The sequence below is a fragment of the Pseudomonas sp. BC42 genome (genome assembly GCF_021560055.1).
In the GTDB taxonomy this organism is placed as follows: Bacteria; Pseudomonadota; Gammaproteobacteria; order Pseudomonadales; family Pseudomonadaceae; genus Aquipseudomonas.
The window spans coordinates 5135101-5147015 of record NZ_CP091067.1; the positions used below are offsets into that span (position 1 = coordinate 5135101).

The 11915-nt window shown below is 63.4% G+C and carries 7 protein-coding genes; 2 read left to right on the plus strand and 5 right to left on the minus strand.

The window, feature by feature from the left end:
• Positions 1–108: 108 nt before the first annotated feature.
• Together hrpA and aceK are read right to left on the minus strand one after the other, a co-directional pair.
• The gene (hrpA, locus tag L1O02_RS23135) at positions 109–4002 is read right to left on the minus strand and encodes an ATP-dependent RNA helicase HrpA (RefSeq protein ID WP_235758770.1); all 3894 of its coding nucleotides are present in this window, start codon (positions 4000–4002) and stop codon (positions 109–111) included.
• Positions 4003–4096: 94 nt separating this feature from the next.
• Positions 4097–5818: a bifunctional isocitrate dehydrogenase kinase/phosphatase gene (gene aceK / locus L1O02_RS23140; protein ID WP_235758772.1), complete on the minus strand. Its 1722-nt coding sequence runs from the start codon at positions 5816–5818 to the stop codon at positions 4097–4099.
• Between the two features lie 417 nt (positions 5819–6235).
• On the opposite strand from aceK, the gene L1O02_RS23145 reads away from it, so the two are divergent.
• Both L1O02_RS23145 and L1O02_RS23150 read left to right on the plus strand, forming a co-directional pair.
• Positions 6236–7861 (plus strand): methyl-accepting chemotaxis protein, encoded by a 1626-nt coding sequence (locus L1O02_RS23145; RefSeq protein ID WP_108544720.1) that lies wholly within the window; start codon positions 6236–6238, stop codon positions 7859–7861.
• A gap of 71 nt (positions 7862–7932) precedes the next feature.
• Positions 7933–8826 (plus strand): EamA family transporter, encoded by an 894-nt coding sequence (locus L1O02_RS23150; RefSeq protein ID WP_235758775.1) that lies wholly within the window; start codon positions 7933–7935, stop codon positions 8824–8826.
• Positions 8827–8897: 71 nt separating this feature from the next.
• On the opposite strand, the gene L1O02_RS23155 is transcribed toward L1O02_RS23150, so the two are convergent.
• From L1O02_RS23155 to L1O02_RS23165, 3 genes are all read right to left on the minus strand, one after another.
• A complete protein-coding gene (locus L1O02_RS23155) occupies positions 8898–9269 on the minus strand; it encodes a hypothetical protein (RefSeq protein ID WP_060838046.1) in 372 nt (123 codons plus the stop codon).
• Positions 9270–9610: 341 nt separating this feature from the next.
• Complete coding sequence (locus tag L1O02_RS23160; RefSeq protein WP_235758777.1) at positions 9611–10474, minus strand: DMT family transporter; 864 nt, start codon at positions 10472–10474, stop codon at positions 9611–9613.
• 350 nt (positions 10475–10824) lie between these two features.
• Positions 10825–11763 (minus strand): aspartyl/asparaginyl beta-hydroxylase domain-containing protein, encoded by a 939-nt coding sequence (locus L1O02_RS23165; RefSeq protein ID WP_235758779.1) that lies wholly within the window; start codon positions 11761–11763, stop codon positions 10825–10827.
• Positions 11764–11915: the final 152 nt, after the last annotated feature.

An 11915-nucleotide genomic window follows, 5' to 3' on the forward strand; every position in this document is an offset into this window, starting at 1 on the left:
AATTGCCGCGCGCCCGGCAGGCACCGGCTTGCCAACGAGCCGGGTTGAGCCTTGCCGCGCCCTTGATCACGCCTTCGCTGGCACGCCAGCGCCTGAGGGGGCGTCGGCTCAGGCGTCGACCTGGCTCCATTGCTTGTTCAGGCGCTTGTCGGAAATCGGCACCTTGGTCCCCAACTGCTGGGCAAACAGCGACACCCGGTACTCCTCCAGCCACCAGCGGTACAGCTCCAGTTGCGGATCGCGCTTGCCTTCCTGGGCATGCTTCTGCGCCCGGGTCTGGTACTGGTTCCACAGGCCCGCAAGCTCGGTGCTCCAGACCCGATCCTTCTGCACCTGACTGCCGAGTTTCTCGAAACGCAGCTCCACCGCCTTGAGGTAGCGCGGCAGTTCCTTGAGCCACAGGGCCGGAGTTTCCCGGACAAACCCCGGGTACACCAGATTCGCCAGCTGGGCCTTGATGTCGTTGAGGGCCACCGCCTGGGCCAGGTCGATCTTGCCCTTGAAGCGTTTTTGCAGGCCGTGCCAGAGCTTGAGGATCTCCAGGGTCAGGCGTGCCAGACGCTCGGCGTGCTCGGTCCAGGCGCCGCGCTTGCGCTCGGCCAGGGACGCCAGCCCCGCGCCATCCCGGGGCAAGCTGGCTTCGCCTTCAAGGATGCAGCTGTCGAGGCTGGCCAGCAGAATGTCTTCCACCAGCGCATCGACCCGGCCCAATTCGCGGTACAGCAGGCCCAGCTCGGTCAGCCCCGGCAACTTGCCACGCAGGAACTTGGCCGGCTCGGCCAGTTGCTGCAACAGCAGGCGCTGCAAGGCCCGGCGGTGCTGGAATTCGGCTTCGGCGGCAGTGGAGAAACGCCCTTCCTTGACCGTCCCGGCCTCTTCCACCAGGGCCGGATACACAGTCATCGACAGCCCGGCGATCTTCTGCTGGGTCTTTTCCGCGACCGCGGCAAACACACGGGCCTCCACCGGCTGCTGGCTCTTGGCGGTTTGCGGCACCGCCAGGGCAGCCTGGCTGGCTTCGGCGAAACGCGCGGTCAGTTCGGCCAGGTCACGGCCTTCGCCGAGGAACTTGCCCTGGGCGTCGACGATTTCCAGGTTCATCCGCAGGTGGCTTTCCACCTGTTGTTCGGCTTCGCTCCAGGCCTCGTCGCTGACCCGCGCGCCGGTCATGCGCAACAGCTCGCGGCCCAGGGCCTGGGGCAAGGAACCTTCGGCGAAGACCATGCGCTGCAAGGCCGCCTTGACGAAGTCCGGCACTGGCACGAAGTTCTTGCGCAGGGCCTTGGGCAGGTTGCGTACCAGGGCGATGCACTTGGCCTCGATCAGCCCCGGCACCAGCCATTCCAGGCGCTCGGCGGGCAGCGCCGGCAACAGGGGCGCCGGCACCCGCAAGGTCACGCCGTCGCGGGGATGGTTGGGTTCGAAGTGATAACTCAGGGCCAGTTCCAGGTCGCCGATATGCAGGGTGTCCGGGTACTGCTTGGCGGTGACTTCGCTGGCCTCGCGGGCCAGCACGTCTTCCTCGCGCATGATCAACAACTGCGGGTTCTTCTGGCTGTGCACCCGGTACCAGCTGTCGAAGGTCGCGGTCTGATGGATCTCGGCCGGCAAGCGAGCGTCGTAGAAGGCGAACAGGGTTTCCTCGTCCGCCAGGATGTCGCGGCGCCGGGCCTTGGCTTCCAGGGCGTCGAGCTGTTCCAGCAACTGGGTGTTGGCGCTCAGGCACTTGGCCTTGGACTGGATCTCGCCGCGCACCAGGGCCTCGCGGATAAACAGCTCGCGGGACACCACCGGGTCCACCGGGCCGTAATGCACCGGCCGGCGGCCGACCACGATCAGCCCGAACAGGGTGATCTGCTCGTAGGCCACCACCTGGCCGCGCTTCTTCTCCCAGTGGGGCTCGAAGTGGTTCTTCTTCACCAGATGGCCGGCCAGGGGCTCGATCCAGTCCGGCTCGATCTTGGCCACCATGCGCGCGTAGAGCTTGGTGGTTTCCACCAGTTCGGCGGTCATCAGCCATTGCGGGCGCTTCTTGCCCAGGCCCGAGGACGGGTGAACCCAGAAGCGCCGCTGACGGGCACCGAGGTAGTCGCCGTCCTCGGTCTTCTGGCCGATCTGGCTCAGCAGCCCCACCAGCACCGCCTTGTGCAGTTTCGGGTAGTCCGCCGGTTCCTTGTTCAGGCTCAGCTGCAGGTCGCGACAGATCAGGCTCAGTTGCCGGTGCGAGTCGCGCCATTCCCGCAGGCGCAGGTAATTCAGGAAGTTCTTGCGGCACCAGTTGCGCAACGGGCTGGCGGTCAGGGCCTGGCGCTGTTCTTCGAAGCCGCGCCACAGGTTGACCAGCCCGGCGAAATCCGAGTCCACGTCTTTCCACTGTGCGTGGGCCTGATCAGCCGCCTGCTGGCGCTCCGGCGGACGCTCGCGAGGGTCCTGGATCGACATCGCGCTGGCGACGATCAGCACTTCCTGCAGGCTGCCGAGCTTGGCCGCTTCCAGCAGCATGCGACCCATGCGCGGGTCCACCGGCAGGCGCGCCAGTTGCCGGCCCAGAGGCGTCAGCTGGCTGTTGCGGTCCACTGCCGAGAGTTCCTGCAGCAGGTTGAAACCGTCGCTGATGGCCTTGCCATCCGGCGGCTCGATAAACGGGAACGCGGTGATTTCACCCAGGCGCAGATGGAGCATCTGCAGGATCACCGCCGCCAGGTTGGTGCGCAGGATCTCCGGGTCGGTGAATTCCGGCCGGCCGAGGAAATCCTCCTCGCTGTACAGGCGCACGCAGATCCCCGGCTCGACCCGGCCGCAACGGCCCTTGCGCTGGTTGGCGCTGGCCTGGGAAATCGCCTCGATGGGCAGGCGCTGGACCTTGGCCCGGTAGCTGTAGCGGCTGATGCGCGCGGTGCCGCTGTCGATCACATAGCGGATGCCCGGCACGGTCAGCGAGGTTTCCGCGACGTTGGTCGCCAGCACCACGCGCCGGCCCGGATGGGACTGGAAGATCCGCTGCTGTTCCGCCGGCGACAGGCGCGCGTACAGCGGCAGGATCTCGGTGTGCTTGAGCTGGGCCTTGCGCAGCATTTCTGCGGCGTCGCGGATCTCCCGCTCGCCGGGCAGGAACACCAATACGTCTCCGGGGCTGCGCCGTTCGCTGCGCTCGTAGGCGGCAATTTCATCCAGGGTGGCAAGGATCGCCTGGTCCACCGTGAGGTCGTCCTCGACCCGGTTGCCCTCCTCGTCCTGCTCCAGGGTCAGGGGGCGATACCAGGTTTCCACCGGAAAGGTACGCCCGGAGACTTCCACGATCGGCGCGTTATCGAAGTGCTTGGAGAAGCGCTCCAGGTCGATGGTCGCCGAGGTGATGATGACCTTCAGGTCCGGGCGCCGTGGCAGCAGGGTCTTGAGGTAGCCGAGGAGGAAGTCGATGTTCAGGCTGCGCTCGTGGGCCTCGTCGACGATGATCGTGTCGTAGCGTTCCAGGTAACGGTCGTTCTGGGTTTCCGCCAGCAGGATGCCGTCGGTCATCAGCTTGATCAGGGTGCTGGCATCGCTCTGATCCTCGAAGCGCACCTGATAGCCCACCAGCGAACCCAGGGGCGTTGCCAGTTCTTCGGCGACCCGGCTGGCAACGCTGCGGGCGGCGATCCGCCGGGGCTGGGTATGGCCGATCAGGCCGTGCTGGCCGCGACCGATTTCCAGGCAGATCTTCGGCAGCTGGGTGGTTTTCCCCGAGCCGGTCTCACCGGCGATGATCAGCACCTGATGCTTGAGCAGCGCCTCTTTGATCTCGTCGCGCTTGGCGGCGATCGGCAGGCTGTCGTCATAGCGGATCGACGGCACACTCGCGCGCCGCGCCGTCACCAGGTTGCACGATGCCTGCATCCGCTCCAGCCACTGGGCGAGCTTGGCCTCATCGGGCTTCTTGCGCAGCTCAAGCAACTGCCGACGCAAGCGGTGGCGGTCGGCGAGCATGGCGTGATCGAGGTTTTTCAGCAGTTGGTCAGTCATAAAAGCAGCGGCAAGCTTCAAGCGAAAAGCCGCAAGATTAACGCAGCTTCCGCTTTTTAGCTTGCAGCTTGTGAGGGGGCGCTAGCCGCTGCGGCTATTCGTCTTCCAGGCCTTTGCGCCGGTAAGGGAAGACATCGATGATCTTGCCGGCGCGGATGGCGTCCTGCAGGCCCTTCCAGTAGTCGGCGTTGTACAGCTCGCCGTGCAACTGGTCGAACAGCTTGCGCTGGCCGGCATCGGCGAACAGGAACGGCGGGAACTCCTCGGGGAACACGTCGTGGGGGCCGATGGAGTACCAGGGTTCGGACGCCATCTCGTCTTCCGGGGTACGGGGTGCCGGGATGTGGCGGAAGTTGGCTTCGGTGAGAAAGCAGATTTCGTCGTAGTCGTAGAACACCACCCGGCCATGACGGGTCACGCCGAAGTTCTTCAGCAGCATGTCGCCGGGGAAGATGTTGGCCGCCGCCAGTTGCTTGATCGCCAGGCCGTAATCCTCCAGCGCTTCGCGCACCTGGTCCGGGTTGGCGTGCTCCAGGTAGAGGTTGAGCGGGGTCATGCGGCGCTCGGTCCAGCAGTGGCGGATCAGCACCGTCTGGTCTTCCACGGCCACGGTGGACGGCGCCACTTCCAGCAGTTCCTCAAGGCAGGCCGGATCGAACTTGCTCAGGGGGAAGCGGAAATCGGCGAACTCCTGGGTGTCGGCCATGCGCCCGACCCGGTCGACGCTCTTCACCAGCCGGTACTTCTCGATCACCGTGGCCCGGTCGACGTTCTTCGACGGCGAGAAGCGGTCCTTGATGATCTTGAACACGGTGTTGAAGCCCGGCAGGGTGAACACGCTCATGACCATGCCGCGCACACCGGGAGCCATGATGAAACGGTCGTCGGTGCTGGCCAGGTGGTTGATCAGGGCGCGGTAGAACTCCGACTTGCCGTGCTTGTAGAAGCCGATGGAGGTGTACAGCTCGGCGATGTGCTTGCCCGGCAGGATGCGTTTGAGGAAGCCGATGAATTCCGCCGGCACCGGCACATCCACCATGAAGTACGAACGGGTGAAGGAGAAGATGATCGAGACATCGGCCTCGTCGGTGATCAGCGCATCGATCTGGATGCCCCGGCCTTCGCGGTGCAGCAGCGGGATCACCAGCGGCCACTGCTCTTCATGGGTGAAGATGCGCCCCACCAGGTAGGCGCCCTTGTTGCGATAGAGCACCGAGGAAAACAGCTCCAGGGTCAGCTCCGGGTCCTTGCACACCCAGTCCGGCAGGTTCTCCCGCAATTGCGCCTCCAGGCGCCGCAGGTCGCCCGCCAGATCGGCATAGTCCTCGCTGAAACGGTAGTCGGCAAACACCTGTTCGAGCATCGCCGACAGGTTGCCCCGGGGCTGGTAGCTGCGGGTCTGCGCGGCTCGGGCCCGGCGCAGGCTGGGCCGGGTGGTGTGGATGAACATGCAGCCGTCGCTGATCAGGTCGTGGCTGAACAGGCCGCAGAAGATCGAGTTGTACCAGGTCTCGGACAGCTCATCGTCAAAGCGCAGGTCGATCAGGCTGATGTAGGCGCTTTTCACCAGCGGCCACTGCGCCACATCCATCAACGCGTCGTCACTGAAGGCCTGATGCAGGCCGGTCACGGTTTGCCCGACCTTCTCCTCGTAGAGATTGATGCGCGCCGCCGAGGCCTTCTGCGCTTCCTGCCACTGCGCCTGCTCGAAGCGTTGCCGGGCACCGTCGGTGATCTGGCGGAAGTGCTCGCGGTAGTCGTCGAAGCCATCGAGGATCATTCGAGCGATATCGGCGGCGGGCCATGACTGCGGCATAAGTAGACCTCTGCGGGAATTTGCGATGCCAGAGCTTAGCCAGTGAAACGACCCGAGGAGAAGCGCATTTTTTCGCCCGATCCGCCGAGCCGGGAAATCTTTGCTGACGATTGCCGGCAATTTTTTTAAATCGACCGTTCGGTCAATAAAAAACCCTCTAGTCGGCAAAGCCCGGGCTTTATCGATTCACCCGCAGGCCTTCCAGTACGCGGCGTGAAGGCCTCATGAGCTGGGCAAGCTGGTCGCGAAAAAAGGGCTCCCGTTGCCGAAAAAACCCCATGACTATCGGGGAAAAGCCTCTATTCAGTGCCTTTCAATATGATGGCACTTTGCCATATAAAGCGCCCACCCTCCCCTAACAACAGCGCTAAATCAGCGAGGGCCGAATGTTTTTTTAATGTATTCAAGGAGCACATGATGTCGATCAGGAATATTCGAATCGGCTTGCGAGCCAGCCTCAGTTTTGCGGTTCTGGCCGCCTTGCTGGTGACAGTCGGGCTGTTCTGCCTGGGGCAGATGGCAACCCTGCGCGAAAGTGCAAAAGTCATCGAGGCCTCGTGGATGCCCAGCATCGAGAACATCCATGACAGCGCCGCCAATATCGCCACCATCCGCCTGGAAGCGCTGCGACTGCTGGTCAATGACCAGCCTCTGAGCCGGGAAAAAAGCAAGCGCATGATCGCCGACGAACGCCTGGAGCTGGCCCAACGCCTGGAACAGCACAAGGCCCTGCTGACCAGCGAGCAGGAAGCGGCGCTGCTGGAACGGCTGAAAAACACCATTGCCCAGTACACGACCCTTCTGCAGGAAATCATCCAGCAGATCGATGGCGGCCTTAAGGAGCAGGCCTACACCCGACTCAACGTCGAATTGGCGCCCCTGGGCAGCCAGTTGGACAGCACCCTGGAAGAGCTGATCCAGTTCAACCAGAACGGCGCCGATACCGCCGCCGAGGAGGCCGCCAGGCTCTATGAGCGCTCACAGTGGATCGTCGGCATCATCATTGCTATCGCCCTGGCCAGCACCCTGTTCCTGGCCTGGCTACTGACCCGCAGCATCACCGCGCCCCTGGCCCAGGCCCTGGCGATCGCCCGGACCATCGCTGCCGGCGACCTGACCCAGGACGTCAATGGCCAGGGCCGGGACGAGCCAGCGCAACTGCTGACGGCCCTGGCCGGCATGCAGGACAACCTGCGCTCGACCATCCGTGGCATCGCCGAGTCGTCGCAGCAACTGGCCTCGGCCGCCGAGGAAATGAGTGCGGTGATGGAACAGAGCACCCGCGGCCTGCAGTTGCAGAACGATGAAATCGAGCAGGCCGCCACCGCGGTCACGCAAATGAGCGCGGCGGTGGATGAAGTGGCCGGCAACGCCGTCTCCAGCGCCGAAGCCTCCCAAGCCTCGGACCAGGACAGCCGCCACGGCCATCATCAGGTCAGCCAGACCATCGAGTCGATCCAGCAACTGGTCAGCGAAGTGCTGGGGGCGTCGGAACAGGCCCAGGGGCTGGCGTCCCAGGCCCAGGACATCAGCAAAGTGCTGGAGGTGATTCGGGCCATTGCCGGACAGACCAACCTGCTGGCGCTGAATGCCGCGATCGAGGCGGCCCGGGCTGGCGAGGCCGGCCGTGGCTTTGCCGTGGTGGCCGACGAAGTGCGTTCACTGGCGCAACGCACCCAGGATTCCACCGAAGAAATCGAACAGATGATCAACCGTATCCAGCACGGCACCGATGCCACCGTCAGCGCCCTGCAGACCAGCGCCGAACAGGCCGGGCAAACCCTGCAGCAGGCCAACGGCGCCGGCAGCGCGCTGGAGAAGATCACCGGGGCGATCTCACAGATCAGCCAGCGCAACCTGGTGATCGCCAGTGCCGCCGAGCAGCAGGCGCTGGTGGCCCGGGATGTGGACCGCAGCCTGGTGAACATCCGCGACCTGTCGACCCAGACGGCTGCGGGCGCCACCCAGACCTCCGCCGCCAGCCAGGAATTGTCGCGCCTGGCGGTGGACCTCAACGGGCTGGTCACACGATTTATCCTGTAGCAAGTGCGATAGGGTTTGCCATGGACCCAGGCTCTGGGCAACATCGCCGCCCTTCAATCAAGGAAATTGCCGTGAGACTTGTCGATCTCTTGCGCCTGTTGTCGCTGGCCGCCATCTGGGGCGCGAGCTTCTTGTTCATGCGCATCATCGCCCCGGTGCTGGGCAGCGTGCCCACTGCATTCTTCCGGGTGTCGATCGCCGCCCTCGGGCTGCTGGTGATGCTGGCGCTGATGCGGGTCGACTGGAACTTTCGCGGCAAGCTCAAGACCGTGCTGCTGCTCGGCGTGATCAACTCCGGCATACCGGCCACCCTGTATTCGGTGGCAGCCCAGGTGCTGCCCGCCGGCTACTCGGCGATCTTCAATGCCACCACGCCCTTGATGGGGGTGCTGATCGGCGGACTGTTCTTTCATGAGCGGCTGAGCCTGAGCAAGATCGCCGGCGTCTGCCTGGGCCTGTTCGGCGTCGGCATCCTGACCCGCGCCGGCCCCGTGGCCTTCGACCATGACCTGCTGCTGGGCGCCCTGTCCTGCCTGATGGCCACCACCTGCTACGGCTTTGCCGGGTTCCTCGCCCGGCGCTGGCTGGATCAGGCCGGCGGCCTGGACAGTCGCCTGTCGGCCCTGGGCAGCATGCTCGGAGCCTGCCTGCTGCTGTTGCCGCTGTTCGCCTACAACGCCATCAGCCAGCCGCCGGCCAGTTGGGGTGGCTGGAGCGTGTGGCTGTCGTTGCTGGGGTTGGGGCTAGGCTGCACGGCCTTCGCCTACGTGCTGTATTTCCGCCTGCTCAGCGCCATCGGTCCGGTGCGCTCGATGACCGTGACCTTCATGATTCCGCCGTTCGGCGTGTTGTGGGGGGCCTTGCTGCTGGATGAGCCGCTGTCCATGGCGCACCTGTATGGCGGTGCGCTGATTGGCGTGGCGCTGTGGCTGGTGCTGCGGCCCGGGGCAAAATCGGCGGCCTGAAGCACTGCCTGATTCTGATCAGCCTGCGACTCGGGAGGCCGCAGCTCCGAGTCGCAACGCTGGCGGTGGCCCTATGGAACGCTGAGGGTAATCAGGTAGGTGCCGGAGGTCACCGCCTTGCCGGACTGATCGACGAAGGCGTACTGCTGGTCGTAATAGCGGCCCTGGGAACCACTGTCGGCCAGGAGCTTGAGCTTGACCGCAGAACGCTCCACCGCGCTGACACGGGTCCCGACTCGGGTCACGTCAATCGCCCCACCCCGTGAACCCTGAGGGCACTGGCGCAGGCTCAAGCCGGTGCTGGCAGCGCTGGACGCGCAATTGGACTCGACAATACTGCCGGTAAAACGGATGACGCCTTGCGCCACGGGAGCAGCGGCGAAGCAGCTGCTGGACAGTCCCAAAAGCAAACCGAAAGCGGTTGAAGCGAACGTTGCGTTCATACTGACTCTCCTTTGTTTAAGGACTATGTCGTCAGTCTAGGTACCGGCTTTAGTTTTTCAGGTTTGTCTGATGGACGAATTTGGAATACCAACAAAAAAGTCCAAGCATCTGGTTATCAAAAGAACCTTGAGGGTTCGCTTCAGTCGCTCATTAGGTGCACATGCAAGGTTTGAAATCAGACCTTTATTGACCGGCAAAGAACTACACGACGATAGTGGCATCTAGCCACTATTCTTACTTATAGTCGATCATTAATTGAATCAATGATGGGCAAAAGCGACCGAGCATTGCGCTCGGCCGCACGCCTGGCGACCACCCTGAAGATCGTCGCCCGCAACGGTCAGGCGCTCTTACGGAACACGAAGACCAGGCCGACAATGATCAACCCCATGCCCATCAGGCTCAGCCAGGCCAGACGATTGCCGAAAAACACGAAGTCCATCAATGCGGTCACCGCCGGCACCAGATAGAACAGACTGGTGACGTTCACCAGGTTGCCCTGAGCGATCAATCGGTACAGCAACAGGGTGGCCAGCACCGACACCACCAGAGCCATCCACAGCAGCGGAATCACGAAGCCGGCGCTGTACTCGACGTGAAATGGCTGGAACGGCACGAACAGCGCGCACAGCAGCAGGCCTGCCAGGTACTGCACCGGCAGGGTGCCCAAGGGGTTGTCGGTGATGCGTTTCTGCATGATCGAACCGGCCGTCATGCTGACCAGGGCCAGCAGGCCGCAGAGCATGCCGGAGACGGATATCCCCGCCATCCCGATCCCCTGGTACACCACCATGATCAGCCCGGCGAGCCCCAGGCCGAGGCCGAACAGGCGGCTCCAGGAGCGCTGGCGCTCCATCAGCACCACGGTGAGGATCGGTTGCACCCCCATGATGGTGGCCATCACGCCGGGGGTGACCTTCAGGTCCAGGGCCAGGATGTAGAAGATCTGGTAGGCCCCTAGCAGCACCAGGCCGGTGGCCATGGCAACGCCCATGGCCCGGCGCCCCCGAGGCAGCCGCAGCTTGAGCAGGGGCATGAGCAGCACTAGGCCGATCAAGGCGAGGGCAAAACGCAACAGCAAGAAGGCAAAGGGCGAAGCATGGGCCAGCCCCCATTTGGAGAAGATCGCGCCACTGCTCCAGAGCAGGACGAACAGGCTCGTGGAAGCCGCCGCCAACGCGGTTTTTTTGCAAATGAGCAACATGAATACCACCTGTAATCAGGCAAGAAGCCAATTCAGCCGAGGCTGAAGTTCAGTAGTGTTTGGTTCAGGCGGGCACCGGGAACAGCAGCGATGCTGATCAGCCCGAAAAGCCAACGCCCGGCGGTGATACGACTGCGTACACCGGCGTGCTACTGACAGGTGGGGGGTACTGACCGATCTGCACAGGCTGCTGATTCCCGCACGGCACGACGCCAGCGTTGACCGCTGAAAGCACTACCGCGTTGAGAGGGGAAAAAGCCATGTGCCGATGGTTCTCGAAGAGGAGGAACGTGAGTTGCAGGACTCACAGGGCGCCGACTATAACCAGCGCCCGAGAGGCGTTGCAAGATTTATCCGAACAGCCACTTCCACAACAGGACCAGCACCAGCACCGCCAGCACCGGACGCAGAATGCGGTAGAGCTTGGGGTTGCGGCGCTTCCACTGCTTGACCACGCCACTGAAGCTGTCGCTGAAGCGCTTGCTCCAGGCGTAGGCCTGGTTGATTCCGCCGACGCGCTCGTCGTCGAGGTTCTGCGGCGCGGTGGCACGCCCCAACTGGGCGCTGACCCAGCGGTTGATGCGGGTCATCAGCGGGCTGCTCAACGGCCGCTCGATGTCGCAGAACAGGATCACCCGGGTGGTTTCGGTTTCGTTCTTCACCCAGTGCACATAGGTTTCGTCGAACATCACGTCTTCACCGTCGCGCCAGGCGTATTCCTGGCCATCGACGAAAATCCGGCAGGCATCGGAGTTGGGGGTCGACAGGCCCAGGTGATAACGCAGGGAACCGGCAAAGGGATCGCGGTGCGGGTTCAGGTGGCTGCCACCGGGCAGCAGCGCGAACATCGCACCCTTGACGTTGGGAATGGCGCTCACCAGCTCGACGGTCTTGGGGCACAGGGCAGCGGCCGAAGGCAGCGGCTTGTCGTACCACTTGAGGTAGAAGCGCTTCCAGCCCTTCTTGAAGAACGAACCGAAGCCGGCATCGTTGTTCTTCTCGGCGGCACGAATGTAGCCCTCATCGAACAGATGCATGGCCTCTTCGCGGATCACCTGCCAGTTGTCCCGCAGGATATCCAGCTCGGGGAACTTGCTGCGATCCAGGTAGGGCTTGGAAGGCACCCCGGAGAACAGGTACATCAATGCGTTGTAGGGGGCGAACAGCGCCGAATGGTTGACGAACTGGCGCAGTACCGGCAGACGCGCCTTGCCGCGCAGATGCACGTAAAGGATGCTGCCGACGAACAGCGACAACACCGCGAACTTGGCGGCAAAGGAAAAGCTCATGCAACGACTCCTTGGAAATAGGCACCTGTGGGGAGTGTTCACCCGGCCTGGCAGCCGGCAATGATAAACACTCCTGGACCCTGGAAAAACCCGCACGACTCAACATTCAGTGTTAACGGTCGTGCAACAAAGGCGCTTGAGTAGCACAAGCG

Excerpts from the sequence above, each read along its gene's own strand:
- hrpA (WP_235758770.1), bottom strand. The coding sequence starts at position 4,002 with ATGACTGACCAACTGCTGAAAAACCTCGATCACGCCATGCTCGCCGAC.
- aceK (WP_235758772.1), bottom strand. The coding sequence starts at position 5,818 with ATGCCGCAGTCATGGCCCGCCGCCGATATCGCTCGAATGATCCTCGAT.
- L1O02_RS23145 (WP_108544720.1), top strand. The coding sequence starts at position 6,236 with ATGTCGATCAGGAATATTCGAATCGGCTTGCGAGCCAGCCTCAGTTTT.
- L1O02_RS23155 (WP_060838046.1), bottom strand. The coding sequence starts at position 9,269 with ATGAACGCAACGTTCGCTTCAACCGCTTTCGGTTTGCTTTTGGGACTG.
- L1O02_RS23160 (WP_235758777.1), bottom strand. The coding sequence starts at position 10,474 with ATGTTGCTCATTTGCAAAAAAACCGCGTTGGCGGCGGCTTCCACGAGC.
- L1O02_RS23165 (WP_235758779.1), bottom strand. The coding sequence starts at position 11,763 with ATGAGCTTTTCCTTTGCCGCCAAGTTCGCGGTGTTGTCGCTGTTCGTC.